22 protein-coding genes and 1 rRNA gene are annotated in these 25,293 nt (G+C 66.4%); 7 read left to right on the top strand and 16 right to left on the bottom strand.

The features are described 5' to 3' along the window. Positions 1-70: 70 nt before the first annotated feature. The 4 genes from scpB to ASG79_RS07115 form a co-directional block, all read right to left on the bottom strand. A complete protein-coding gene (gene scpB / locus ASG79_RS07130; RefSeq protein ID WP_082581692.1) occupies positions 71-796 on the bottom strand; it encodes an SMC-Scp complex subunit ScpB in 726 nt (241 codons plus the stop codon). Further along, the gene (locus ASG79_RS07125) at positions 793-1,608 is read right to left on the bottom strand and encodes a segregation and condensation protein A (protein WP_018772021.1); all 816 of its coding nucleotides are present in this window, start codon (positions 1,606-1,608) and stop codon (positions 793-795) included. Before ASG79_RS07125 ends, scpB begins: the two co-directional genes overlap by 4 nt. A 7-nt stretch (positions 1,609-1,615) precedes the next feature. Further along, positions 1,616-2,515: a ParA family protein gene (locus ASG79_RS07120; RefSeq protein ID WP_026266195.1), complete on the bottom strand. Its 900-nt coding sequence runs from the start codon at positions 2,513-2,515 to the stop codon at positions 1,616-1,618. Between the two features lie 243 nt (positions 2,516-2,758). Continuing rightward, complete coding sequence (locus ASG79_RS07115) at positions 2,759-4,105, bottom strand: C4-dicarboxylate transporter DctA (protein WP_018772019.1); 1,347 nt, start codon at positions 4,103-4,105, stop codon at positions 2,759-2,761. Positions 4,106-4,263: 158 nt separating this feature from the next. On the opposite strand from ASG79_RS07115, the gene ASG79_RS07110 reads away from it, so the two are divergent. Further along, positions 4,264-5,898 (top strand): sensor histidine kinase, encoded by a 1,635-nt coding sequence (locus ASG79_RS07110; RefSeq protein WP_056389713.1) that lies wholly within the window; start codon positions 4,264-4,266, stop codon positions 5,896-5,898. Further along, the gene (locus tag ASG79_RS07105) at positions 5,895-6,608 is read left to right on the top strand and encodes a response regulator (protein WP_056389710.1); all 714 of its coding nucleotides are present in this window, start codon (positions 5,895-5,897) and stop codon (positions 6,606-6,608) included. The genes ASG79_RS07110 and ASG79_RS07105 overlap by 4 nt, the downstream gene beginning before the upstream one ends. Positions 6,609-6,647: 39 nt before the next feature. Here the strand turns inward: ASG79_RS07105 and ASG79_RS07100 are convergent, their stop codons facing one another. Then, positions 6,648-8,552 (bottom strand): propionyl-CoA synthetase, encoded by a 1,905-nt coding sequence (locus tag ASG79_RS07100; RefSeq protein WP_056389701.1) that lies wholly within the window; start codon positions 8,550-8,552, stop codon positions 6,648-6,650. 173 nt (positions 8,553-8,725) lie between these two features. Here ASG79_RS07100 and ASG79_RS07095 point away from each other — a divergent pair, with 173 nt between their 5' ends. The 4 genes from ASG79_RS07095 to ASG79_RS07080 all read left to right on the top strand — a co-directional run bounded on the left by ASG79_RS07095 (position 8,726) and on the right by ASG79_RS07080 (position 13,014). Further along, the gene (locus tag ASG79_RS07095; protein ID WP_056389698.1) at positions 8,726-9,406 is read left to right on the top strand and encodes a GntR family transcriptional regulator; all 681 of its coding nucleotides are present in this window, start codon (positions 8,726-8,728) and stop codon (positions 9,404-9,406) included. Further along, positions 9,375-10,895, top strand: coding sequence for an MmgE/PrpD family protein (locus ASG79_RS07090; RefSeq protein ID WP_056389695.1), 1,521 nt, complete (start codon positions 9,375-9,377; stop codon positions 10,893-10,895). The genes ASG79_RS07095 and ASG79_RS07090 overlap by 32 nt, the downstream gene beginning before the upstream one ends. After that, positions 10,896-11,798 carry a methylisocitrate lyase gene (gene prpB, locus ASG79_RS07085; protein WP_056389694.1) on the top strand — a complete coding sequence of 301 codons (903 nt, stop codon included), beginning with the start codon at positions 10,896-10,898 and terminating at the stop codon, positions 11,796-11,798. A gap of 76 nt (positions 11,799-11,874) precedes the next feature. Beyond that, a complete protein-coding gene (locus tag ASG79_RS07080; RefSeq protein WP_018772012.1) occupies positions 11,875-13,014 on the top strand; it encodes a bifunctional 2-methylcitrate synthase/citrate synthase in 1,140 nt (379 codons plus the stop codon). A gap of 72 nt (positions 13,015-13,086) precedes the next feature. Here the strand turns inward: ASG79_RS07080 and ASG79_RS07075 are convergent, their stop codons facing one another. Beyond that, positions 13,087-13,569: an 8-oxo-dGTP diphosphatase gene (locus ASG79_RS07075; RefSeq protein ID WP_056389691.1), complete on the bottom strand. Its 483-nt coding sequence runs from the start codon at positions 13,567-13,569 to the stop codon at positions 13,087-13,089. A 75-nt stretch (positions 13,570-13,644) separates the two neighbouring features. Here ASG79_RS07075 and ASG79_RS07070 point away from each other — a divergent pair, with 75 nt between their 5' ends. Further along, positions 13,645-14,334, top strand: a complete 690-nt coding sequence (locus ASG79_RS07070; protein ID WP_235509757.1) for a hypothetical protein — start codon at positions 13,645-13,647, stop codon at positions 14,332-14,334. 47 nt (positions 14,335-14,381) lie between these two features. Here the strand turns inward: ASG79_RS07070 and xerD are convergent, their stop codons facing one another. The 10 genes from xerD to rrf form a co-directional block, all read right to left on the bottom strand. Next, positions 14,382-15,395 carry a site-specific tyrosine recombinase XerD gene (gene xerD / locus ASG79_RS07065; RefSeq protein ID WP_056389686.1) on the bottom strand — a complete coding sequence of 338 codons (1,014 nt, stop codon included), beginning with the start codon at positions 15,393-15,395 and terminating at the stop codon, positions 14,382-14,384. Then, positions 15,395-16,054 (bottom strand): NUDIX domain-containing protein, encoded by a 660-nt coding sequence (locus ASG79_RS07060; protein ID WP_018772008.1) that lies wholly within the window; start codon positions 16,052-16,054, stop codon positions 15,395-15,397. Before ASG79_RS07060 ends, xerD begins: the two co-directional genes overlap by 1 nt. Positions 16,055-16,081: 27 nt before the next feature. Then, entirely contained in the window at positions 16,082-17,887 is a 1,806-nt protein-coding gene (locus ASG79_RS07055) for a CTP synthase (RefSeq protein WP_056389844.1), read from the bottom strand. Positions 17,888-17,915: 28 nt separating this feature from the next. Further along, on the bottom strand, positions 17,916-19,655 hold the full coding sequence (gene recN / locus ASG79_RS07050; RefSeq protein ID WP_056389683.1) for a DNA repair protein RecN: 1,740 nt from the start codon (positions 19,653-19,655) through the stop codon (positions 17,916-17,918). A gap of 4 nt (positions 19,656-19,659) precedes the next feature. Further along, positions 19,660-20,685, bottom strand: coding sequence for an NAD kinase (locus tag ASG79_RS07045; RefSeq protein WP_018772005.1), 1,026 nt, complete (start codon positions 20,683-20,685; stop codon positions 19,660-19,662). Between the two features lie 13 nt (positions 20,686-20,698). After that, entirely contained in the window at positions 20,699-21,514 is an 816-nt protein-coding gene (locus ASG79_RS07040; protein WP_056389681.1) for a TlyA family RNA methyltransferase, read from the bottom strand. Next, on the bottom strand, positions 21,514-21,825 hold the full coding sequence (locus tag ASG79_RS07035) for a hypothetical protein (RefSeq protein ID WP_186447700.1): 312 nt from the start codon (positions 21,823-21,825) through the stop codon (positions 21,514-21,516). Before ASG79_RS07035 ends, ASG79_RS07040 begins: the two co-directional genes overlap by 1 nt. A gap of 9 nt (positions 21,826-21,834) precedes the next feature. After that, positions 21,835-22,824 (bottom strand): HAD-IIA family hydrolase, encoded by a 990-nt coding sequence (locus ASG79_RS07030; RefSeq protein WP_056389678.1) that lies wholly within the window; start codon positions 22,822-22,824, stop codon positions 21,835-21,837. 5 nt (positions 22,825-22,829) lie between these two features. Then, positions 22,830-24,728, bottom strand: coding sequence for a hypothetical protein (locus ASG79_RS07025; protein WP_056389675.1), 1,899 nt, complete (start codon positions 24,726-24,728; stop codon positions 22,830-22,832). 454 nt (positions 24,729-25,182) lie between these two features. Beyond that, positions 25,183-25,293 (bottom strand): 5S ribosomal RNA (gene rrf, locus ASG79_RS07020); the annotation flags it as partial.

Below are 25,293 nucleotides of genomic sequence, written 5' to 3'. Positions count from 1 at the left end.
TTCGTCTGCCCTGATAGAAAACCTGATAAACAAACTGCTCATGAGACCGCTGCCGGCAGAAGGGTCCTGCCTACATGGTCCCGGCGTCGTAGAACTCTGCGATCCCGTCGAGTCCCGGAAGGTGCGGCGACAGCTGGGGCAGGTCCTCCACTGAACTGATTCCCATCCGTTCAAGGAAATAGGAGGTGGTCCGGTAGAGGATTGCGCCGGACTCGGGATCCGTTCCCGCGTCCTCGATCAGCCCGCGCTGGGCAAGCGTCCGTACGACGGAATCAACATTGACACCGCGAATTGCAGACACCCGGGCCCGGGAAACGGGCTGGCGGTACGCGATGACTGCCAGCGTTTCCAACGCCGCCTGGGTAAGCCTGGCGGTCTGCCCCTCAAGCACATATTTGCCGACAATGTCGGCAAACTCCGTGCGCGAGTAGATCCGCCAGCCACCGGCGATGTTCCGCAATTCAAAACCCCGGGGGCTGGAACCAATGCCAGTGTGGCTGGCATCCTCCATCTCCGGGGCTTTAACAGTATAGCCGTTATACTCACGCTGCAGTTCTGCCAGCAGGGAGCGGACCGCTGTGACCGTCAGGCCTACCCCGGCTGCCAGCTCTTCCTCCGTGGCGGGTTGGTCCAGGACCATGAGCACCGCTTCGAGGGCAGCCTTGGCACCGCCGGGGAGGTCGTCGAAGTCCGGGCCGTGGTCCGCGTCCTCCCGTGGCGCCGTGTCCTCCGGCTTCCCTGTGTCCTCAAGCATTGCCCCGCCTTCCACGGCCAGGTCCTGCGGCTTGGAATTCACGCCTGCTCCTCATACTCTTCGCTCAGGTTTTCCGCCGACCAGTCGCGGCCTTCGGCTGTCCAGTGGATGGCAAGCTCGGACAGCGGGGACAGCTGATCGAACGACACGGCCCGGTCCCGGAACAGTTCCAGGAGCGCCAGGAAGCGGGCCACCACCACCAGGGTGGAATCGGCGTCGGCAATCAGGGAACGGAAGGTCTGGGGCGACTCCTGTTGCAGGCGAAGCCCCATCATCCGGGCCTGTTCCTTGACGCTGACGTTGCTCCCATGCAGGTGGCCGAGTGCCACTTGCGGCGGCTGGGCGGGCGCTTTGGGCCGGAGCGCGGCCTCGGCCAGCGCGGCGAACTGTTGCGGCGTGTGTTTCCACACCAGTTCAGGGAGCATCGACGCGAAGTGCTCCTCCAGGGCCACCTGGCGTGGAAAGCGCCGGCCTTCCTGGTGCAGGGTTTCGCCCAGGATTCCTGCCACCTGCTTGAAAGCCTTGTATTGCAGCAGCCGGGCAAAGAGGAGGTCCCGCGCCTCCAGAAGGGCGATGTCCTCGTCGTCCTCCACCTCACCCGCGGGAAGGAGCCGTGCCGCCTTGAGGTCAAGCAGCGTGGCGGCGATCACCAGGAATTCGCTCGCCTCGTCCAGGGCCCACTCTTCACCGAGCCGCTGCAGTTTACGGATGTACTTGATGAACTCATCCGTGACGGTGGCAATGGCCACTTCTGTAATGTCCAGCTGGTGTTTGGCGATCAGCCCCAGAAGGAGGTCGAAGGGACCCGTGAAGTTGGCCAGCCGCACCTCGAAGCCGGGTTTGGATTCGGCCACGGCGTGGTTAGGGTGCGCCGCCGCGGGAGATCAGCTCCTTTGCCAGCCGGCGGTAGGCGTCGGCGCCCACGTGGTTTCCGGCGTAGCTGGTGATGGGCTCCGCGGCCACGGTAGCGTCTGCGAACTTGATGGAGCGCTTGATGACAGTTTCGAAGACCTTGTCGCCGAACGCCTCCACCAGACGGGTGATCACTTCGCGGCTGTGCAGTGTCCTTGCGTCGTACATGGTGGCCAGTACGCCGTCCACCTGAAGGCGAGGGTTCAGCCGGTCCTGGACCTTGTCGATGGTTTCGACCAGCAGCGCCACGGCGCGAAGGGCGAAGAACTCGCAAATGAGCGGGATGATGACGCCGTGGGCTGCCGTGAGGGCGTTGACGGTCAGGAGGCCCAGGGAGGGCTGGCAGTCGATGAGGACGACGTCGTAATCGTCTTCGACTTTCTTGAGCGCACGGTCCAGGACCTGTTCGCGCGCCACCTCGTTGACCAGCTGGACTTCCGCGGCGGAGAGGTCGATGTTGGCGGGCAGCAGGTCGACGTTCTCGACGCCCGTGTGGTGGATGGCGTCACGGATATCCACCTTGCGGTCCATCAGGACGTTGTACACCGTGAGGTCCAGCTCATGCGGGTTGACACCAAGGCCGGCGGAGAGCGCGCCCTGGGGGTCGAAGTCCACCAGGAGGACGCGGCGGCCGTACTCGGCGAGCGCCGCGGCGAGGTTGATGGTGGAGGTGGTCTTCCCCACGCCGCCCTTTTGGTTGACCATGGCGATGACGCGGGCCGGACCGTGGGAGGACAGCGGCGCGGGTTCCGGGAACTCCCGGTATGGGCGCCCGGTGGGCCCCATCACCGCGTTTTCCAGGTCGAATTCCGTGCCCTCCAGAGTTGCTGAACCCTGTTCGCTGCTCACGTATCTGTCCACACTTTCGATGACGGTGATTTCCTGCCGCTGGCTCACCAGCGCCGTTCGTTCTGCTCCCTAGGTTACAGCGCCCGACACGGCATTCGACGGAACTTGACTTTCCGCGAATGTTGAGCCTTGACCCTCTAGCTGAGGTCGAAGGTTGCACTGCCGGGGAACGCTGCCGGGGAACGCAGGACCGCCCCCGCAACATGGCTGCGGGGGCGGTCTCGTGGGGTGTCCTGGCGGTGGCTAGGCCTTGGCAGCCTCGCGGGCGCCCTCTTCCTTGGGTGCCATTTCGCCGTGATGGTGGACCATCATGGTTGCCTCGTCGAAAGGTTCTTCGCCGGACAGCACCCGGCCAACCTGGCCGCCGTCGATCTCCTTGACCCAGGTGCCGATCAGGACGGTGGCCACCGCGTTGCCCGTGAAGTTGGTCAGGGCGCGGGCCTCGGACATGAACCGGTCGATGCCGACGATCATGCCCACGCCGCCGAGCAGTTCGGGCTTGTGTGCCTGCAGGCCGGCCGCGAGGGTTGCAAGGCCGGCACCGGTCACACCGGCGGCACCCTTGGAGGCGATGATCATGAACACCAGCAGGGAGATCTGGGCGCCGAGGTCCAGCGGGGTGCCCATGGCGTTGGCCACGAACAGGGACGCCATGGTCAGGTAGATGGCGGTTCCGTCCAGGTTGAAGGAGTAGCCGGTGGGAACGGTGACGCCGACGACCGGCTTGGAGACGCCGAGGTGTTCCATCTTGGCGATCAGCCGCGGCAGTGCCGCTTCCGAGGACGACGTGGAGAAGATGATGAGGTACTCACGGGCCAGGTACTTCATCAGCTTGAAGATGTTGACGCCGGCCACCACCTGGAGCAGGCCGCCCAGGATCACCACGATGAACAGTGCGCAGGTGATGTAGAAGGCGATCATCAGGGTGAACATGCTGACGATGGCCTGCACGCCGGTTGCGCCCACGACGGCGGCGATGGCACCGAAGGCACCTACCGGAGCGAGCCACATGATCATGATGAGGATGCGGAACACCAGTGCCTGGCCGTAGCCGACAGCCTTGAGGATCGGGGCACCCTGGGCGCCCATCTTCTGCAGCGCGAAGCCAACCAGGATGGCTGCCAGCAGGGTGGGCAGCACGGGGACGTCACTGGGGATGATGCCCAGCAGGAAGTCCACGGTGCTGTCGGTCGCCGCCTTTTTGTTGGGGTCGTACGGCGTCAGCTTCAGGCCCTCGCCGGGGTGGATGATGTTGCCTACCACCAGGCCGATGGCCAGGGCGAAGGTTGACATGATGATGAAGTAGCCCAGTGCCAGGCCGCCGACCTTGCCGACGGTGGCTGCCTTGGCGATGGAGCCGATGCCCAGGACGATGGTGCAGAAAATGACCGGTGCGATCATCATCTTGATGAGCTTGACGAAGCCGTCGCCCAGGGGCTTGAGGGACTTGCCCACCTCCGGGAACAGCAGGCCCACCACCGCGCCGAGGACGACGGCGGCGATAACTGCGATGTAGAGGTAGTGGGACTTGTCCAGTCCCTTGCGCCGCGGGGTCGCGGTCTCGAGCGACTCTCCTCGTTGAGAAGCCATGATGTGTCTCCTTGTGGATATTCTGATAGACGTTGCGGCGCAGTCTCTGGGCTCAACACGTCCGTCCAATGTGATATCCATCATTGGGCACCCCGTGATCCAGCTCACCGTTGCGTTCATATTGGTCGCGGTAACGGCAGGGTCCAAGGGAGGCAGGCATGATCCACCGCTGGAGTATCGCCCGCCGGCTCTTCCTGGCGAACCTGCTGATCGTCGTGTCGTTTATCGCCATCGTGGGAACGGCCGCCTACGTGGACGCGCGGGACCGGACGTATGACGAAGCGGGCCGCCGGATGGAAGGCGTGGCTGCCTCCATCGCCGCCAATCCCCTGGTGCTCCAGGCTGCTGCCACGCCGGACCCGTCCACCGTCCTGCAGCCGTATGCCAAAGACGTCACCACCGCGGCCCACGTGGACTTCATCACGATCATGGCGCCGGACCGTACCCGCTGGACCCACCCGCGGGACGAGGAGCTGGGCCGGCCCTACATCGGCTCCATCGATGAAGCACTCCGCGGCCACACCTACACCGAAGTGACGGCAGGTACGCTGGGCCCGTCGGTGCGGACCATTGTTCCGGTCAAGGATTCCGCGGGGACAGTCAAGGCCCTCGTAGCGGTGGGTGTTACCGTCCGCAGCGTCGATATCGCCTTTGCCGGGCGCCTTCCCGTCCTGCTGGCCGTCGGCATGGCCCTCCTGGTGGGCGGTTCACTGGCGTCGTGGCTGCTGGGCAGGTACCTGCGGCGGGTTACCCGGGGCTGGGGTCCCGAACAGCTGGCACAGCTGTTCGCCTACTACGAGTCGGTGCTGCACTCGGTCCGGGAAGGCCTGATCCTGATCGATGCCCGGAAGCGCGTGGTGATGTACAACGACCAGGCTGCCGAGCTGCTGGGCCTGGCCGACACCGGCAACAATGACCCCACCCGGCCCCCATCGCTGGCAGACCTTCCCCTGGACGACGAACTGCGCAGCCTGTTCGAGTCCGGGCGGACCACCAAGGACGAGATGGTCCTGACCGGCTCCCGCGTGCTGGTGGTCAACCAGGGGCCGGCCCGGGGTCCCGAGGCCCGGGGCACCCGCGGAAAGGTCCCCGTCTACGGGACCGTGGCCACCCTCAGGGACCGGACAGAAATCGAAGCGCTGGGCAACGAACTGCAGACCATGCGCACCCTTTCCGACGCGCTGCGCGCCCAGACCCACGAGCACGCCAACCGGCTGCACACCATGGTTTCGCTCCTGGAACTCGGCCGGACCAGGGAAGCCCTGGACTTTGCAACCCAGGACCTGGCCCTGAGCCAGCAGCTGACAGATGACATGGTGAGTTCGATCGATGAACCGGTGGTGGGCGCCCTGCTCATGGGAAAGGTGGCCGAGGCCCACGAACGCGGCGTCCAGCTGGATCTCTCCACCCTGGGCTCCGGCACGGCACCCGGGGTGGCCGTCCAGGACCTGGTGACGATCCTGGGCAACCTGCTGGACAATGCCATCGATGCCGCCGCCGATGCACCCCCTCCGCGGAGGGTGGTGCTGACGCTGGAGGCCGATGAAGAAGGCCTGGACATCGCCGTCAACGATTCCGGAACGCCCATCGACCCCACCGATGCGGAAAAGATCTTCCGGCACGGATTCAGCACCAAGCCTGCGGGGGCCGGGGGCCGGGGCATCGGCCTGGCCCTGGTGCGGCAGGCGGTGCAGCGTTTGGGCGGTACGCTGGCCATCAACGGCCGGCGCGGCGCCAAGTTCGAAGTATTCCTGCCTGCAGCGGTGTCCGCGGAGAAGGAGCACAGACAGTGAGCAACATCCGGGTCCTCGTCGTCGAAGATGAGGCCATCGCTTCGGCAGCGCACGCGGCCTACGTGGGGAGGCTGGAAGGATTCGAGCTCGCCGGGACAGCCCCCGACGGCCAGTCGGCCCTGCGGCTGCTGAACGAATTCGTGGCCGCGGGAGAGCCCGTTGAACTGGTCCTGCTGGACATGAACCTGCCCGACCTGCACGGCCTGGACATCGCCCGCCGGATGCGTTCGGCGGGGATCCTGGCGGACATCATTGCGATCACCGCCGTGCGCGAACTGGCGATCGTCCGCAGCGCCGTGGCAATCGGCGTGGTCCAGTACCTGATCAAGCCCTTCACGTTCGCCACGTTCTCCGACAAGCTGGAAAATTACCGCCAGTTCCGGCAGCAGTTGGCCGGTTCCGGCGGTGGCCCCGGCAAGGGGGGCGCCTCGCAAAGCGAAGTGGACCAGGCCTTTGCCAGCCTCCGGGCGCCATCCGAACTCCCGCTGCCCAAGGGACTCTCAACCTCGACGCTCGGATCCGTCCAGGTGTTCCTCCGGGGGCAGCCTGAAGCAGTGTCCGCCACGGAGGTCATGGACGCCCTGGGGATGTCGCGCGTGACGGCTCGGCGCTACCTTGAGTACCTGGCCGATGCGGGAACAGTTTCCCGGACCGCCCGCTACGGCACCCCCGGCAGGCCGGAGAACGAATACCGCTGGAACACCCGCTGAGCTGCTCGGGGTTGGACGTGCGCGCCCCGGCCATGCGCCTCAGCCAGCCTCCGCCTCCCCCGCCCGGAGTGCTCCGATCAATTGATCGATGACGCCTGGATCCTCGATGGTGGACGGAACGGTGTACTCCTCGCCGTCCGCTATCTGGCGCATGGTCTTACGGAGGATCTTTCCCGAACGGGTCTTGGGCAGTGCATCCACCACTGTCACCTGTTTGAAGTCCGCAACCGCACCAATGTCCCGCCGGACCAGTGCCACTAGATCATTGGCCAGGACATCTTCGGCGATGTCCACCCCGGTTTTGAGCACCACGTAGCCGCTGGGACGCTGGCCCTTCACGGGGTCGGCGAGGCCGATCACGGCGCACTCCGCAACGGCCGGATGCTGGCCGATCACCTGTTCCATGGCGCCGGTTGAGAGCCTGTGGCCGGCAACATTGATGATGTCGTCCGTACGGCCCATGACAAAGATGTACCCGTCCCGGTCCTGGTAACCCGAATCGCCGGTGGCGTAGCAGCCCTCGAAAGCCTGAAGGTAGGAAGAGATGTAGCGCTCATCATTCCGCCACAGCGTTGTGAGGGTGCCCGGCGGCAGCGGCAGTCCAAGCACGATGTTGCCCTCGGTGCCGGGTTCCACCTCTCCGCCTGCGCCGTCGAGGATCTGCAGCCGGAACCCGGGCATGGGCACGCTCGGGGAGCCGGCCTTGATGGGCAACTGCTCCAGGCCACGCGGGTTGGCGCAAATGGCCCACCCGGTCTCGGTCTGCCACCAGTGGTCCACCACCGGCACGCCGAGGGCCCGTGATGCCCAATGGAAAGTGTCCGTGTCCAGCCTCTCGCCGGCAGTGAACAGGGTCCGCAGGCTGGAGATGTCGTACTTCCGCAGCAGCGACGCCGCCGGATCCGCCTTGCGGATGGCCCGGAGTGCCGTGGGCGCAGTGAAGAGCACATTGACCCTGTGGTCCCGGACCACGCGCCAGAATGCGCCGGCATCCGGGGTGCCTACGGGCTTGCCCTCGTACATCACCGTGGTGGCGCCGGCCAGCAGCGGGCCATAGACAATGTAGGAGTGCCCCACTACCCAGCCGACGTCTGACGCGGTCCACATCACGTCGCCCGGACCGACGTCGTAAATGTTCTCCAGGGTCCAGCGCAGGGCGACGGCGTGGCCGCCGTTGTCCCGCACCACTCCCTTTGGCGTGCCGGTGGTTCCGGATGTGTAGAGGATGTAGAGCGGATCGGTGGCCTTCACCTCAACGGGAGCGGCAGGCTCTGCGGAAGCCATTTCCGTGTCCCAGTCCAGCCAGCCCGCATGGTCCGCAGCCTTGGACGCGAATCCGTCGCGCTCCTTGACCAATACGGGAAGGTCCGGCGTGCCCGCCAGTTCCAGCGCCTCCGCGACGGCCGGCAGATACTCGATGCGGCGGGCGGGTTCGATCCCGCCCGAAGCGGTCACCACCGCCGTGGGTGCGGCGTCCCGGATCCGGGCCGCGAGCTCCTTGGGCGCAAAACCGCCGAACACCACGGAATGGACCGCGCCCAGCCGGGCCGACGCCAGCATGGCGATAGCGGCTTCCGGGATCATTGGCATGTAAATCACCACGCGGTGCCCCTTTCCCACGCCATGGCCGCGCAGCACACCGGCAAAGCGTGCCACGGCGTCCGTGAGCTGGGCATACGTGTAGCGGTGCCGGGTTCCCAGCATGGCCGAGTCATGGATCAGGGCCACCTGCTCCCCGCGGCCTTCGGCGATATGCCGGTCAAGGGCGTTGTAGCAGGTATTCAGTGTGCCGTCGGGAAACCAGCTGTAGAGCGGTGCCCGCGTGGAGTCCAGCGCCTGCGCCGGAGGAGAGCTCCAGGCGATGTTTCCCGCGGCCTCCAGCCAAAAGTCGTCGGGCTCTTCGATGCTGCGCCGGTAACTGTCCCGATAGCTGGTGGTGATCATAACGTAATCCCGTCCACGACGTTGTGATGCAGCTCATGCTAGCTGGCGGAGTTAACCACCACAAGGGTCGCTGTATACAAGGAAGTCAATTTCTGGCATATTTTCTCAAAGGTCCATTCTTTTGAGCCCAATTGTGTATACACTGATGCAGTCAGCCGAGGAAGGAGACGAGCATGCGCGCCAGCGACAAGGCCTATGCCGCCCTGCGCGATGACATCATCGAATGGCGCCTGGCGCCGGGTACGGTCCTTGCCGAGGTGGAACAGTCCGAGCGTCTGGGCGTCTCGCGCACACCGCTGCGGGAAGCCTTGGGCCGCCTTACGGCGGAAGGCCTCACAACGGCAGGCGGCCGCGGCGTCGTCGTCACCGACATCTCCCTTGAGGACATTGACGAACTGTTCGAACTCCGCGAAACCCTTGAGGGCAGGGCGGCGGCACTGGCTGCGCGGCGCGGCGAGGCTGCGACGTTCGAGCGCCTGCAGCGCGAACTGCTCGAGGCTCCCGCATTGATTGGCGGTGACGACCCGGCCCTGCATGACTACTACGAACTGGTGGGCCGGCTGGACACAGCAATCGACGCCGCCATCTCCAACTCCTACCTGGCCCAGGCCATGCGCAGCCTGCGCGTTCACCTGGTCCGGATCCGCCGGCTTGCCGCCGACGATGCCTGCCGGCTCACTGCCGCAGCCGCCGAGCATGCCGCCATCGCGGAGGCCATCGCGGCCGGCAACCCCAGGCTCGCCGAGGCGGCCACCATCGTCCACCTGCACCGAAGCCTCTCCCACGTCAAAGCAACCCACGCATCCCACCCGAAGGAGCACCATGGTCAAGGAACACCACGTCCGCGTCTATAAAAGCGAAGAAAACCTGCCCCGCGAGGACCAGCTGGCCTACAAAATCGCCCAGGTCGCCGCGGACCCGGTGGCTGTGTCTGACGACGTGACCGCTATGGTGATCAACCGCGTCATCGACAACGCCTCGGTGGCGATCGCTTCCCTGAACCGCGCGCCGATCGTCGCCGCCCGTGCCCAGGCGCTCACCCACGGCCCCAGCACCGGCGGCAAGGGGTCCAAGGTCTTCGGCATCGAGGACCGCGTGTCCCCGGAGTGGGCAGCCTGGGCCAATGGGGTGGCTGTCCGGGAACTGGACTACCACGACACCTTCCTCGCGGCCGACTACTCCCACCCCGGGGACAACATCCCGCCGATCCTCGCCGTCGCCCAGCACGTTGGCGCCAGCGGCCACGACCTGATCCGGGGCATCGCCACCGGGTACGAGATCCAGGTCAACCTGGTCAAGGCCATCTGCCTGCACAAGCACAAGATCGACCACGTGGCCCACCTCGGCCCCTCGGCCGCGGCCGGGATCGGCACCCTGCTTGGCCTCGATGTGGAGACCATCTTCCAGTCAGTGGGCCAGGCGCTGCACACCACCACCGCCACCCGGCAGTCCCGCAAGGGCGAGATCTCCACCTGGAAGGCCCACGCCCCGGCCTTTGCCGGCAAGATGGCCATCGAATCCGCCGACCGGGCCATGCGCGGCCAGACCTCCCCCGTGCCCATCTACGAAGGCGAAGACGGCGTCATCGCCTGGATGCTCGATGGCCCGGACGCCTCCTACATGGTCCCGCTTCCCACCCCGGGTGAAGCCAAGCGCGCCATCCTGGACACCTACACCAAGGAACATTCCGCGGAGTACCAGGCCCAGGCGTGGATCGACCTTGCCCGCAAGCTGCACCGCGAACAACCCGAGGTCACCGATCCGGCCAACGTCGAGTCAGTGCTGATCAAGACCAGCCACCACACGCACTACGTGATCGGCTCCGGCGCCAACGACCCCCAGAAATACAGCCCCACCGCGTCCAGGGAAACCCTGGACCACTCCATCCCGTACATCTTCACCGTGGCCCTGCAGGACGGGGCCTGGCACCACGTGGACTCCTACGCCCCGCAGCGCGCCGCCCGTCCAGACACCGTGGAACTGTGGCACAAAGTCAGCACGGTGGAAGATCCCGAATGGACCCGCCGCTACCACTCCCTGGACATCGCAGAGAAGGCTTTCGGCGGCTCGGTGGAGATCACGCTCAAGGACGGCACCGTCATCACCGACCAGATCGCCGTTGCCGACGCCCACCCGCTCGGCGCCCGTTCCTTCGCCCGGGAACAGTACATCAACAAGTTCCGCACCCTCGCCGCCGGGCTCGTGGAGGAGGCTGAGATCGAAAGGTTCCTCACCGCCGTCGAACGCCTCCCACAGCTCGCCGCCGGTGAGCTGGACCAGCTGAACATCACCGCCGCTCCCGGCGTCATCGACCTCGCGGCGGCACCGAAGGGACTGTTCTAGATGCTGTACTCAAAGACCACCCCGGAACAGAAGCGGGTCCGCTTCCGGGAACTGCTGGCCTCCGGGACCATCCAGCAGTTCCCCGGCGCGTTCAACCCGCTCTCCGCCCGGCTGATCGAGGAAAAGGGCTTCGCCGGGGTGTACATCTCCGGCGCCGTCCTCGCCAACGACCTCGGCCTGCCGGACATCGGCCTGACCACCCTGACCGAGGTAGCCACCCGGGCCGGGCAGATCGCGCGGATGACTGACCTGCCCTCGATCGTTGACGCGGACACCGGCTTCGGGGAGCCCATGAACGTGGCACGCACCGTCCAGGAACTCGAGAACGCAGGCCTGGCCGGCTGCCATATCGAGGACCAGTTCAACCCGAAGCGCTGCGGCCACCTGGACGGCAAGAACGTGGTGGACCAGGACACCGCCACCAAACGCATCAGGGCCGCGGCCGACGCCCGGCGGGACCCGAACTTCCTGATCATGGCCCGCACCGACATCCGCGCCACCGAGGGGCTGGAAGCCGCACAGCAGCGCGCCAAAGCCCTCGTCGAAGCCGGCGCCGACGCAATTTTCCCCGAAGCCATGAAGGACCTGGGCGAGTTCAAGGCCATCCGCGACGCGGTGGACGTGCCGATCCTGGCCAACATGACCGAGTTCGGCAAGAGCGACCTCTTCACCGTGGATGAACTGGCCGGCGTCGGCGTCAACATGGTGATCTATCCGGTGACGCTGCTCCGTAGTGCCATGGGGGCTGCTGAGCGTACTCTGGAATCGATCAAATCCGACGGCACCCAGGAGGCGCAGGTTCCAAACATGCTGACCCGTGCCCGGCTCTATGACCTCGTTGACTACGAGGCCTACAACCGCTTCGACACCGGCGTGTTCAATTTCCAGATTCCCGGAACGTGACACCCGGCACCTGACACCCAATCGGAAGGCCGGCCTCCGCCGGACGAACAGGCTTTAGGAACAAAGGAGTTTCAGCATGGCTGAAAATGAGATCAAAAAAGGCCTTGCCGGCGTGGTGGTGGACTACACCGCCGTTTCCAAGGTCAATCCGGACACCAACTCCCTGCTCTACCGCGGCTACCCTGTCCAGGAACTGGCAGCGCGGTGCAGCTTCGAGGAAGTGGCGTACCTGCTGTGGAACGGTGAACTGCCCACCAAGGACCAGCTTGCCGAGTTCAGCGCGAAGGAACGCGCCGGCCGCGCCCTCGATCCGGTGGTGAAGCAGGTGATCGATACCCTTCCGGTCACTTCGCACCCGATGGACGTCTGCAGGACTGCTGCTTCCGTTATGGGGGCACGGCATCCCCTGACTGGGGATTCCTCCCGGGAAGCCAACATGGCCAAGGCCGTGGACCTGTTCGCCGCCATGCCCGCGGTGGTGGCCTACGACCAGCGCCGCCGCCACGGGCAGGATGTGGTGGAGCCCCGCGAAGACCTTGGCTACTCGGCCAACTTCCTGTGGATGGCCTTCGGCGAGGAGCAGGTGCCGGAGGTGGTGGATGCCTTCAACGTCTCGATGATTCTTTACGCCGAGCACTCCTTCAACGCCTCCACATTCACCGCCCGTGTGATCACCTCGACGCTCTCGGACCTGCATTCAGCCGTGACCGGTGCCATCGGCGCCCTCAAGGGTCCGCTGCACGGCGGCGCCAACGAAGCCGTCATGCACACCTTCGACGAGATCGGCATCCGGCAGGAGGAGTCCCTGGAGGAAGCAGCGGCCCGGGCCAAGGCATGGATGGAAGACGCCCTGGCGCAGAAGAAGAAGGTGATGGGCTTCGGCCACCGTGTCTACAAGCACGGCGACTCCCGGGTCCCCACCATGAAAGCCGCACTGGACAAGATGATCGCCCACTACGGCCGGCCGGAACTGCTGGGGCTGTACAACGGGCTCGAGCAGGCCATGGACGAAGCCAAGGCCATCAAGCCGAACCTCGACTACCCGGCCGGGCCCACGTACCACCTGATGGGCTTTGATACGCCCACATTCACTCCCCTGTTCGTGGCCAGCCGGATCACAGGCTGGACCGCCCACATCATGGAGCAACTGGACGCGAACTCCCTGATCAGGCCGCTGAGCGAGTACATCGGTCCGGAGGAGCGGCACCTCCCCTGACTCCTGGCAGGAACGTCCGACGGCGGCCCGGCACCCAGGTGCCCGGGCCGCCGTCGGCCGTTAATTGCCTGCTCAGTCCAGCAGGCTCTCGGATGAGGCGACTGATTCGTTGTCTGTGTGCATAGTGACCACCACGTTGATCCTTCGGCCTTCCAGAACCACCGGGAGCCAGTGGTCGGCGTCCTGCCACATGCGGTCCACGGGCAGCGTATCCACCCGGAACCACTCGGGCAGGATCTCGTCGCTGGGTGCCGGCTCGCCCTGCCAGGTCCGGGCGGTAAAGAGGGTGGTCCGCATATTCCATTCCGGGCGGGCCGGAAAGACGAATTGGACCGATCCGGCGTCCGCCAGGTCCTCAACCCGCAGCACCACACCGGTCTCTTCCAGGACCTCCCGGATGACGGCCTGCGCGTCCGACTCCCCCGGTTCCACGTGGCCGCCGATGCCCACGATCTTGCCCCTGCCGAACCCGGTCTGTTTCAGCCCGAGGAGTACCTCGGGGCCGCCCGGCCCGTCACGGAGCAGGAAGCAAAGGGTCACAGAGGCTGTGGTCATGCCTTCAAGCCTATGGGGTCCGGGAGTTGTCATCGGGGAAGCGCCAAGGGACGCCGGATATGCCAAGCTCTAGGTGTGACTCCCGAAACAGGACACGGAATACGGCCCGCCAGGATTTCGGCCATTGACACCCGCCTGCCGGGGTGGCTGGTGCGCAACCCTTTGTATTGGGGCTGGGCCTGGGCCTGTGTCTGGACAGCGCTCATTCTTGCAGATGAGTTCGTGAACCTGGCTGGTTGGACGTGGTACCTGCTGGTGGCAGCAGCGGCCCTGCCCACGCTGCTCAGCACCCTGGCCGTTCTCCACGTGACTCCCCGGCAGCAGGTGAAAGCCGCCCGGGAGTCGGTTTTGGGCCTGTTCTTCGTGCGGTTCCTGGCACTTGTTGCGGCCTTCATGGTCTGGGCCATCTCGGTGGTGTTGAGTGCGTCCATCTCAACCACTGTCCAAGCGGTGGCGGGAGACTCAGAGCGCGAGGTGACGGCTCTGGGCTTCACCCTGATGGCGGCCCTGGTGCCGCTGGTGGTAGCCGTCCTGTGGTTGGCGTTTGTCGCCCGGTGCGCCTGGTTCCTTCGGCGGCTTCGCGGCTGGCGGCAGGTGCCCACGCTCTCCCGCGTACCGAAATCCTTCCTCCGCGGCCGGCCACGGCTGCGCCGGGTGGTGATCGGCCTGGCACATCCCGGACTGATGTTGGTCGCCTGCATGGGAACTTCTGTGCTGGCTTTCCTGCTGGGGCCCGTGGAACTGACCATCGAGGCCATGTTCTAGCTGTCCGCGCGACCCTGGCGGCCGGACGTGCCCTGCCTGGCGGAACGTCAGCCCAGCGCGCGGGGATGAGCGGCCGCGTAGATTTCCCGGAGCGTATCAGCCGTGACCAGCGTGTACACCTGGGTTGTGGTCACCGATGCGTGGCCCAAAAGTTCCTGCACCACCCTGACGTCCGCGCCGCCTTCGAGCAGGTGGGTGGCGAAGGAATGCCGCAGCGTGTGCGGTGAGACGTCCCGGGTGATGTTGGCCTTCTCCGCCGCCGCCTTGAGGATGGTCCAGGCGCTCTGCCGGCTGATCCGGCCGCCGCGGGCATTCAGGAACAGCGCAGGCGTGCCCTTGCCCTTGGCAGCAAGCAGCGGCCGGCCGCGGACCAGGTAGGCGTCCAGCGCCCGGGCCCCGTAGGAGCCCAGCGGCACCAGCCGCTCCTTCGACCCCTTGCCGAACAGCCGGACAATGGCAGGCCCGGATTCCGGCCCGGCAAGGGAGATGTCATCAACGTCCAGTCCCACCGCTTCGCTGATTCTGGCTCCCGTGGAGTAGAGGAATTCAAGCAGGGCGCGGTCCCGCAGTCCGGCGGCGGTGTCCGTTCCTGCCGCCTCCAGGATGCGGGTCACTTCGTCAACGCTGATGGCCTTGGGCAGCCGTTTACCTGCCATGGGTGGGTGGACGTCGCGGGCTGGATCGGCCGGCGTATAACCTTCGAGGGCCCAGAACTTGTGCAGGCCACGGACCGCAACCACCGTCCGGGCCGCGGACCGGACCCCCAGGGTGGAACCGCCGTCGGAACCGTCCGACAGGGCGCGGACGTAACCCGTGACGTGGTGCCGGGTGATGTCCTCCGGCCGGCCGCAGCCGGCTGCGGCAACATACCGGGCGTAGCGGGCCAGGTCCCGGCGGTAGGCTGCCAAGGTATTCGCTGCCAGTCCCCGTTCCACACCCATGTGCTGGAGGTAGTCGGTAATTGCACGGTCGATGGCGGAAGGTACAGGTGCCGGGGCAGCGGCAGCCTCCGCCGGGCCCGGTTCGACCGCCGGCGCTGCTTCAGCCGAAGGAGGCGCCATCAGCGCTGGCTGGGGTGGGCGGGCCAGGGGGCGTCGGCGGGGCGGAGGCCTTCATAGTCGTTGGCGCGGGCGGCAGCGGCAGCCAGGATTCCGACGACGGCGGACGGGTTGTGCAGGCGTCCGGCCAGGACGGACGCCACGGCATCATCCAGGCCGATCCAGTGGAACTCGATCTCCGCCTCCTCGTCCGTCCGTTCGTGGCGTTCGTGGTGCGGCACTTCGGTGAGGTCACGGGCCAGGTAGATACGGATGGCCTCGCTGGAGGATCCCGGGGAATTGAAGACATCCGCCAGGACGTTCCAGGTCCCGGCAGCAAGGTCCGCTTCCTCGGCCAGTTCGCGCGCCGCCCCCACCACGAAGTCTTCGCCTTCAACATCCAGCAGGCCCGCCGGAACCTCCCAGAGGTCCATGCCCACGGGGTGCCGGTACTGCTTCAACAGCAGGACCTGGCCCTCGGCGTTCATGGGCAGGACGGCTACGGCGCCGGGATGGTCGATGTAATCGCGGGTGAGGGCGTCCCCGGAGTCCGAGAGCTGGAAGGTGTCGCTGACGACATCCCAGATCCTGCCCTGGTAGACCTTCTCCGTAGACAAAAGACGGCGCGGGCTTGGTGCATCCGAAACCTGTTTGGCAGGGGTGGCTTCAGGTGTACCAGGCATCGCGCCGTCCTTTGTGTGTTCTATCGACTACTTAGCGGTAACGGTACCCGATGCCGCATGTTCGCCGGCCGGGGGCACAGCCGTGTCGGCAACGCCCTCCTGGCCTGCACCCTGGCCGCCTGCGTTCCGGTGGCCTGCGTTCTGGTGGTCAAGTGCAGCCTTGACCAGGCCGGCGAACAGCGGGTGCGGGCGGGTGGGCCGCGAGCTCAGCTCGGGGTGGGCCTGCGTGGCCACGTAGTACGGGTGCACGTCGGCGGGCAGCTCAACGAATTCCACCAGCTTGCCGTCCGGGGAAGTGCCGGAGAAGACCAGGCCCTTGTCCGCGATCTGCTGGCGGTACTTGTTGTTCACCTCGTAGCGGTGCCGGTGGCGTTCGCTCACGGTGGTCTTGCCGTAGGTTCCGGCGATGACCGAGCCTTCATCCAGTTTGGCTTCGTACAGTCCAAGGCGCATGGTGCCGCCCAGGTCGCCGCGGCCTTCCACGTACTCCAGCTGCTCCTCCATGGTGGCGATCACCGGGTACTTGGAGTCCGGCTCGAATTCGCTGGAGGAGGCACCCTCCAGGCCCACCACGTTGCGGGCGTACTCGATCACCATGCACTGCAGGCCGAGGCACAGGCCCAGCACGGGCAGCTTGGTTTCGCGGGCAAACTTCAGGGCGCCGAGCTTGCCTTCGAGTCCACGGATGCCGAAGCCGCCGGGAACGCAGATGGCGTCCACGCCGTCGAGGGCCTTGATGGCGCCTTCGAGGGTCTCGCATTCGTCGGACGGGACCCAGCGGATCTTGACCTTGGCCTCGTTGGCGAAGCCGCCGGCACGCAGCGCTTCGGTGACCGAGAGGTAGGCGTCAGGCAGGTCGATGTACTTGCCCACCAGGGCAATCTCGACGTGGTGCTTGGGGTTGTGGACGGCTTCAAGCAGCTTGTCCCAGCTGGTCCAGTCAACGTCCTTGAAGGGCAGGTCAAGGGCCCGGACGATGTAGGAGTCAAGGCCCTGTCCGTGCAGGGTCTTGGGGATGTCGTAGATGCTGGGGGCGTCCGCGGCGTTCACTACGGCGTCGATATCGACGTCACACATGCGGCCGATCTTCTCCCGCATGGCCTCCGGCACTTCACGGTCCGAACGGATCACGATCGCCTCGGGCTGGATGCCGATGGACCGCAGCGCGGCCACGGAGTGCTGGGTGGGCTTGGTCTTCAGCTCCTGCGAGGGGCCAATGTACGGCACCAGGGAGACGTGCAGGAAGAACACGTTTCCGCGGCCGATGTCCTGGCGGACCTGGCGGGCCGATTCGAGGAACGGCTGGGATTCGATGTCGCCAACGGTGCCGCCGATTTCGGTGATGATGACGTCCGGGGCGTTCTTGCCCTCGGCGGGCAAACGCATGCGGCGCTTGATCTCATCCGTGATGTGCGGGATGACCTGGACGGTGTCCCCCAGGTACTCGCCGCGGCGTTCCTTGGCAATCACCGTGGAGTACACCTGGCCGGTGGTGACGTTCGCGGACCCCTCGAGGTTTTCATCAAGGAAGCGCTCGTAGTGCCCGATGTCCAGGTCCGTTTCGGCGCCGTCGTCTGTGACGAAGACCTCGCCGTGCTGGAAGGGGTTCATTGTGCCCGGATCCACGTTCAGGTAGGGATCGAGCTTCTGCATTGTCACGGACAGGCCGCGTGCCCGGAGCAGGTGACCAAGGCTGGACGCCGTCAGTCCCTTACCAAGCGAGGACGCCACACCGCCGGTGACAAAGATGTGCTTCGTCGTCTTGGAGGAGCCCGGGAACCGGGAATTTACACGGGAATTTGATCGCTGCACCACGGAATTCGAGCCTATCATCAATTCGTCCCTCCCGTGGTTGTCCCTGTCAGGCCCGCTGGGGCAGGAGCTTGGCGTCATCCAGGAGTTCCTGGGCGTGGGCCTGCGCGGTTTCGGAGTCTTCCTGGCCGGCCAGCATCCGGGCGAGCTCACGGACCCGCTCCGGGCCGTCGAGGAGGCGGACGTCACTGGAGGTGAACCCGGTGGCGGTGCCGCCGTCGGCTCCCCTGACGGAAGTCTTGGTGACGGTGATGTGCTGGTCCGCGAACGCTGCCACCTGCGGCAGGTGCGTGACCACCAGCACCTGCACGTGGCGTGCCAGCATGGCCAGGCGGCGGCCGATCTCTACGGCGGCGCGGCCGCCCACGCCGGCGTCCACCTCGTCGAAGACAAAGGTGGGGACGGGATCGACGGCGGCAAGCACCACTTCGATGGCCAGCATGACGCGGGACAGCTCACCGCCGGACGCCCCCTTGCCCAGCGGCCGGGCCGGGGCGCCCGAATGCGGCCGCAGCAGGAAGCTGATGTCGTCCGCGCCGTGCGGGCCCAGCTGACCGGTCGGCTCGAGGTTGATCACCAGCGTGGCATCGGCCATGGCCAGGGCCTTGAGCTCCGCACTGACGCGGCCGGACAGGTCCTTTGCGGCCTTGGCGCGGATCCTGCTGATGCCCGCTGCCTGCTTCTTCAGCTCCGCCTCGGCGCGGACCACCTCAGCGTCCAGGGCCTCGATGCGGGACGAGTCGTCCTGGAGCTCGTCGAAGCGGACGCGCGCCTGCTCCGCCCACTCCAGCACCTCGTCGATGGTGGGGGCGTATTTCCGGACCAGTTTGGCCAGCGCAGCGCGCCGGTCCTCGATCTCGGCGAGCCGCTCCGGGCCCTCGGAGTCCAGGCTGGCCTGGTAGCTGGCCAGCTCGGCGGCGATGTCAGTAAGCAGGAAGCCCACCTCGGCCAGCCGGGCGGCTGCGGATCCCAGCTGCGCATCGTGCTCGGACACGTGCTCCAGGGTCCGCTTGGCGGAGTCCACCAATGTGGTGGCGTCACCGGCTTCACCAAAGTCCTCTGCAATGAGTGCCTGGTGGGCGGTGCTCGCGGCGATTCGCAGTTCCTCCACGTTGGCAAGCTTCACGGCCTCGGCCTTCAGGAGCTCATCCTCCCCCGGCTGCGGATCCACCTCGTCAATCTCGGCAAGGGCAGCCTCCAGGGATTCAGCTTCGCGGAGCCTGTCGCGGGCGGCGCTGCGGAGGTTGTCCAGCTCGGCCTGGCTGGACTTCCACCGGCCATACAGCTCCTGGTACGCGGCCAGTGGACCGGCCAGGGTGTCGCCGGCGAACTTGTCCAGGGCTTCACGCTGCGCCGTGGCACTCTTGAGCCGGATCTGGTCCGACTGTCCGTGCACCACCACCAGGGTCTCACCGATCTCAGCCAGTACGCCCACGGGTGCAGCACGGCCGCCCAGGAAGGCACGGCTGCGTCCATCCGCACCAAGGCGCCGGGCCAGGATCAGCTCTGCGCCGCCGTCGAACTCTTCCGCCTCGGCACCGGCGTCCAGGGCACGCGCAATGGCCGGGTGGCCGGCGTCGAGCTTCAGGACTGCTTCAGCGGTGGCGCTCTTGGCGCCGCTGCGGACGGCCCCGGCATCCGAACGGGCGCCCAGGAGCAGGCCAACGGCGGTGACCACCATGGTCTTGCCGGCGCCGGTTTCGCCGGTGACGACGCTCAGTCCAGGGCCGAGCGGAAGCGTTGCGTCGGTGATGACGCCCAGATCGCGGATTCTCAGTTCTTCAAGCATGGATTCACTTTGCAGTCGACGGATCGGGATCGCTGTCGGAGTTCTCCACATGCGGCACGGGCAGCGGCGGCATGGGCCGCGGCGTCCGCACAATGGGGATGGGGCCGGTGTGCACGGCGTCGGACTTGGGTACCGGCCCGCGCCAGCCGTGGATGGGCAGCTCGAACTTGCGGACCAGCCGGGCGGAGAACGGCGTCTGGTGGGTGCGGGCCAGCCGGACAGGAGTGGCGGACTTGGTCACTTCCACCCGGGCTCCCGGCGGCAGGTCCACCGAGCGCCGTCCGTCGCACCACAACACGCCCTGGGCGTCGGTCCGGCCCAGCACCTCCACCGCAAGCTTCGACCTGGGCGACACCACCAGGGGCTTGGCGAAGAGCGCGTGGGCGCTGATGGGCACAATGACCAGGGCCTCCACCTCCGGCCAGACCACCGGACCGCCCGCCGAGAACGCGTAGGCCGTGGATCCGGTGGGGGTGGCCAGCACGATGCCGTCTGAGCCGAAGGACGTCAGCGGGCGCTCGTCCACCTCGGTCACGACTTCGAGCATGCGTTCGCGGTTGGCCTTCTCGATGGCGGCCTCGTTTAAAGCCCAGGTGTGCCAAATCTTCTGGCCGCGGACCCAGACCTGGACATCGATGGTCATCCGCTCTTCAACCGTGTACTCGCGGCTGGCAACCCACTCCACGGTCTGGGCAAGGTCCGCCCGCTCGCTTTCGGCCAGGAAGCCCACGTGGCCCAGGTTGACGCCCAGCAGCGGCACATCCACCTCACGGACCAGTTCGGCGGCCCGCAGGATGGTGCCGTCACCGCCAAGGACCATGACGAGTTCCACATCGGGCAGCTGGACGTGGTCGTGGAGGACCTCCACCGGCTGGGCCAGGTGCCCAAAGAACCTTTCCATGTCCCCCAGTTCGGACTCCTGCATCACGGGGACCATGCCGGAGGCGTGCAGCAGGGCGCAGGCTTCCCAGGCGGCTTTCAGTGATTCCTCGCGGCCGGTGTGGGCAAGGACCAGTACACGCCTGCTCATCAGGTTCCGCTCTCTAGTGGTTAGGCCAGATTTGTCCGAGCAACGCAGCGGCTGCTGCCTCTCGCTCTTCGATCTTAGGCAAGTCTTTGCTGATCCTGCGTTTTATCCACAGGAAGTATTCGACGTTTCCGTCCTGCCCCGGCAGCGGACTGGCCGCCAGCCCGCAAAGGTCCAGGCCGGCGTCGAGCGCTGCCCTGGCCACCTTCTCCACGGCCATCCGCCGCTCACGCTCCGAGGTGACCACGCCGGTGCGGCCCAGGCGGTCCTTGCCGATCTCGAACTGGGGCTTGACCATCAGCACCAGGTCCCCGCCTGGTTCGGTGCAGCCGGCCAGTGGCTGGACCACGAGGGTGAGGGAAATAAAGGACAGGTCGGCGACGGTCAGCGCTGCCGGGCCGCCAATGTCTTCCGGCGCCATGTACCTGACGTTCATGCCTTCATGGACGTCCACGCGGGGGTCGTCGCGGAGGTGCGGCACCAGCTGGCCGTGTCCGACGTCGACAGCCACCACGTGCGCGGCACCCCGCCGAAGCAGGACATCGGTAAAGCCCCCGGTGGAGGCGCCGGCGTCCAGGCACCTCTTGCCCGCCACCGAAACTTGGGGGAAGGCGTCGAGGGCCCCGGCCAGCTTATGGCCCGCGCGGCTGGCGTAGCTGTCCTGGTCATCGTGTTCGACGGCGAGGTCCCGGCTGTCATCAACCTGGAGGGAGGCCTTGGCGAGGACCTGGCCACCGGAGCTGACCTTGCCTTCGGCGATGAGCGTCGCGGCATGGGTGCGCGACCTCGCCAGCCCGCGTGCCACCAGTGCCTGGTCGAGGCGAACCGGCATCAGGCTGCACCCCCGGCGGGACCGGGCAGTGTGGAGCCGGTCCCGGTGGGGGCGGTCTTTGCGGGATCAGCACCTGCTGGATCGGCGTCTGCAGGATCGGTGTCTGCGGGATCGGCGTTGAGGGCGGCCAGCAGTTCATCGTGGAGGTCGTCGTAGACGGTCCCGTGGTCCGGGACAGGGAGCCCGGGCATGTCGAAAAGCCTGGCTACGGCCTGCGCAACCCGCGGATCGGTGAGGTCCATCCCGCCTGGCTGCGGCCACTCCGGGGCCGGCTGGGCTGTCGCGTCGTCCGGTTCGGTCAGCTCGGTCATTCAACCAGTCTAGTGATCCAGCCACACCAGCTTGGGCGCCTTCGGGGCTGCGGCGTCCGGCGTCGCCGCCCACCAGGCCGCACATGCGGCCCGCCAGGAGTCGAGCTGGTCCTGGCTGCCAATGATGCCCACGGCTCCGTTGGCCACGCGCGCCGTTGACTGGCCGCACGTATACGTGCCGTCGTCGTGCGTCACTTCGGGGTACGGGCGGTGCAGGCCGGCCAGGTTTTCGATGATGTAGTTGGGCCGTTCCGCAGACCTCGCGGCCAGAATGGTTTCGCGCGTGTCGACGCCGGTCAGGACAGCAACGGTGGCAAAGCCCGCGTTGTTGCCGCCCAGGATGTCCGTGTCCAGCCGGTCGCCGACCACCAGGGGACGCTCGGCCCCGAGGCGCTTGGCTGCCGAATGGAACAGCGGAGCTTCGGGCTTTCCAGCAACCTTGGGCTGCTGCCCCGTGGCAGCAGCGACAGCGGCAACCAAGGTGCCATTTCCCGGGGCGATGCCACGCGCCTGGGGAATGGACATGTCCGTGTTGGTGGCCACCCAAAGCGCCCCGGCGGACACCACGTAGGTGGCCTCTGCCAGGTCCTTCCAGCCGATGGTTGGGCTGAAACCCTGGACGACCGCGACCGGTTCCTCCGCCTGGCTGCCCACCGGCACCAGGCCCACCAGTTCAATTTCGCGGGCAAGCGCCGTGCTGCCCGTGATGAGGATCCTGGACCCTGGTGGAAGCAGCGAGGCCAGGAGCTCGGCTGCCGCCTGCGAGGAACTGACCACCTGGTTGTCCTCGGCGGGGGCACCAAGCTCACGGAGATGCGCTGCCACCTCCGCCGGGGAGCGGGAGGCGTTGTTCGTCACATAGCCCAGGCCGATACCCAGGCCGGAGAGCTGCTGCAGTGAATCCACAGCTCCGGGAATGGCGTGGGGCCCGGCATAGACCACGCCGTCCAGGTCGGCGAGCAGTGCGTCGAAGCGGGAAACCAGTGAAACGTCACTCATGCTTGTCAGTCTTCCCGGCGTTCTTCATCATGCTGGGTGGCACCGCTGTCCTCCGCTTCGGCATCACCGGCAGCTTCGGAATCCAGCTCGTCCCGTTCCACCGAGTCCTGGTCCGATTCGGCGTCGTCGGAGACGAAGTAGTCGGCGTCCTGGTCGTCCAGGTTGCTGTCCTGGGCTGGTTCCGCTTCGGTAGCGCGGGTGCTTTCAGCTTCGGCGTCTGCGTCACCGGCGGTGGGGGTTTCAGCGGGAGCTTCGGTTTCGGCGGCGCCGGAGGCACGCTCCAGCAGCCGGCGTCGCTCAGCCTCTTCCCGTGCCTCTTCTTCCTCGTCCCAGCCGAGGTCGATGATTTCGGGTTCCTGGTCCGCACCCTGGCCCAGCGCGTTTTCTGCCACGACCGCCTGGCGGTTCCACTTTTCCGACTCTTCCTGGCGTCCCACCGCTGCAAGTGCATCGGCGTAGGCACGGAAGAGTCGCGGACTGTAGGAGAAGGCACGGTTGATGTCCAGCTGCGGAATCTCCAGTTCCGCTACTGCCGCGTCCAGCTGGCCCAGATCGGTCCGTGCACCGGCTGCCACGATTGCCAGTTCCACCTTGCCGGGCGCGTCAAGGTCCCGGGCTTCCTCCGAGCGGGCAACATCGAGGGCACGGTCGGGGCGCCCCAGGCCACGCTCGCAGTCGGCCATCACGGGGAGGTGCACGTTGGAACCACTGATCCGGCGGAAGGTGCGGAACTCGCGGAGTGCCTCACCGTAATGGCCGGCAGCATAGGCCGTCAGGCCAACGGCCTCGCGGACGGCTGCGAGCCGTCCGCCACGACGACTGGCGGCGAGGGCGTGCTGGAAGGCAAGCTCGGGCTCGTCGTCGATAAGGCGGCCGGCCATCACCAGGTGACGGGCAACCCACTCTGCGCTCTTGGGCTCAAGGGTCTTGATCTGGTGGTGCGTGGCTCGGTCCAGTTCCTTGCCCGTGACGTCCTCATCGATCTCGGGTGAGCGTTCCCGGTCAGGGCGGTTGGCGCTGCGAAGGTCTGCGGCGTTGGGCACGCGGACAGGGCGCTCCTCCTGGCGGTCGCGGCCAAAGCCGCGGGGGCCGGAGCCGCCACGACCTGATTCGGCCCGGGAGTCGCCGCGGTCGAAGCTGCGCGGTGCGGGATCCTGCCTGTCACCAAACGGCTTGCGGTTCTCGCCACCGAAGCCGCGGCGGTCGCCTTCGCCTTCGCGGCGCGGACGGTCACCGAAAGGCTTCCGGTCACGGTCACCACCGCCAAAGCTGCGGCGGTCGCCCTCACCGTCACGGCGCGGACGGTCACCAAAGGGCTTACGATCACGGTCGCCGAAGGGCTTACGCTCACGATCACCGAAAGGCTTACGCTCACCGCCACCAGTACCACCGGTGAAACCACGACGGTCACCCTCGCCGTCGCGGCGGGGACGGTCACCAAACGGCTTACGATCACGGTCGCCGAAAGGCTTCCGGTCGCGGTCACCCTCACCGTCACGGCGCGGACGGTCGCCAAACGGCTTACGATCACGATCACCAAACGGCTTACGATCACGATCACCGAAAGGCTTCCGGTCGCGGTCACCCTCACCGTCACGGCGCGGACGGTCACCAAACGGCTTACGATCACGATCACCGAAAGGCTTCCGCTCACCGCCACCAGTACCACCGGTGAAACCACGACGGTCACCCTCGCCGTCGCGGCGGGGACGGTCACCAAACGGCTTACGATCACGATCACCGAAAGGCTTCCGCTCACCGCCGGCCCCGGAACCGCCGCGGGAGGGGCTGTTGCCGTCGCGGTCGGAGCGGGACCGGAATCCGCGGGGATCCCCGCCGGAGTTGTTGTTGCCGCGGAACGCGCCGCGGTCGTTGCCGCGGTTGCCCCCGTTGTGCTCGGCCATATGGATTCCTCCTGTTGTGAGCCGACCACTGGCGCAACTGCAGCCGCTCGTTTCGTTTCCTACGCAACCCGAAATCAAGCGCTTCGAAGTCCGTACATCTTCATCAATTCTAGTGGAGCCGCGAAATCCCAAGGGACAGCGGGCCCCTTGGGAGCGGTATCGTGGCCATCTTCACAGGCGACGCCCCATCACATCCTGCCCGTTCGCCGGCCACGCCTCATCACTTCGTGAGAGTCTTCTGTCGTGGCGCGGGACCTGGTGACGCGTCACCGGTGAGGGGACGAAAGCTGATGGCGCGTCTCCGGTGAGGGGACGAAAGCTGATGGCGCGTCACCCACAAACCGCACAGGACCTGATGGCGCGTCACCGGGCCCAGGTGCGGGATCGTGTTGTGGTGTTGGTGGGTTAAATGTGGGAGGCCCCAACCTGGTGGTTGGGGCCTCGACCAATGTGTGTCCGGCGGTGACCTACTCTCCCACACCCTCCCGGGTGCAGTACCATCGGCGCTGTGGGTCTTAGCTTCCGGGTTCGGAATGGGACCGGGCGTCATACTGTTTTGAATACA

Source organism: Arthrobacter sp. Soil761 (assembly GCF_001428325.1).
Taxonomy (GTDB): Bacteria; Actinomycetota; Actinomycetes; order Actinomycetales; family Micrococcaceae; genus Arthrobacter.
Note: the sequence above shows the minus strand (reverse complement) of the source record. Positions and strands in the feature narration are given on the sequence as shown.

Coding starts and splice junctions, on each gene's coding strand:
- ASG79_RS07115 (WP_018772019.1), bottom strand. CDS start 4,105: ATGGCTTCTCAACGAGGAGAGTCGCTCGAGACCGCGACCCCGCGGCGC.
- ASG79_RS07110 (WP_056389713.1), top strand. CDS start 4,264: ATGATCCACCGCTGGAGTATCGCCCGCCGGCTCTTCCTGGCGAACCTG.
- ASG79_RS07100 (WP_056389701.1), bottom strand. CDS start 8,552: ATGATCACCACCAGCTATCGGGACAGTTACCGGCGCAGCATCGAAGAG.
- ASG79_RS07095 (WP_056389698.1), top strand. CDS start 8,726: ATGCGCGCCAGCGACAAGGCCTATGCCGCCCTGCGCGATGACATCATC.
- ASG79_RS07090 (WP_056389695.1), top strand. CDS start 9,375: ATGGTCAAGGAACACCACGTCCGCGTCTATAAAAGCGAAGAAAACCTG.
- prpB (WP_056389694.1), top strand. CDS start 10,896: ATGCTGTACTCAAAGACCACCCCGGAACAGAAGCGGGTCCGCTTCCGG.
- ASG79_RS07080 (WP_018772012.1), top strand. CDS start 11,875: ATGGCTGAAAATGAGATCAAAAAAGGCCTTGCCGGCGTGGTGGTGGAC.
- ASG79_RS07075 (WP_056389691.1), bottom strand. CDS start 13,569: ATGACCACAGCCTCTGTGACCCTTTGCTTCCTGCTCCGTGACGGGCCG.
- xerD (WP_056389686.1), bottom strand. CDS start 15,395: ATGGCGCCTCCTTCGGCTGAAGCAGCGCCGGCGGTCGAACCGGGCCCG.
- ASG79_RS07060 (WP_018772008.1), bottom strand. CDS start 16,054: ATGCCTGGTACACCTGAAGCCACCCCTGCCAAACAGGTTTCGGATGCA.
- ASG79_RS07055 (WP_056389844.1), bottom strand. CDS start 17,887: ATGATAGGCTCGAATTCCGTGGTGCAGCGATCAAATTCCCGTGTAAAT.
- recN (WP_056389683.1), bottom strand. CDS start 19,655: ATGCTTGAAGAACTGAGAATCCGCGATCTGGGCGTCATCACCGACGCA.
- ASG79_RS07045 (WP_018772005.1), bottom strand. CDS start 20,685: ATGAGCAGGCGTGTACTGGTCCTTGCCCACACCGGCCGCGAGGAATCA.
- ASG79_RS07040 (WP_056389681.1), bottom strand. CDS start 21,514: ATGCCGGTTCGCCTCGACCAGGCACTGGTGGCACGCGGGCTGGCGAGG.
- ASG79_RS07035 (WP_186447700.1), bottom strand. CDS start 21,825: ATGACCGAGCTGACCGAACCGGACGACGCGACAGCCCAGCCGGCCCCG.
- ASG79_RS07030 (WP_056389678.1), bottom strand. CDS start 22,824: ATGAGTGACGTTTCACTGGTTTCCCGCTTCGACGCACTGCTCGCCGAC.
- ASG79_RS07025 (WP_056389675.1), bottom strand. CDS start 24,728: ATGGCCGAGCACAACGGGGGCAACCGCGGCAACGACCGCGGCGCGTTC.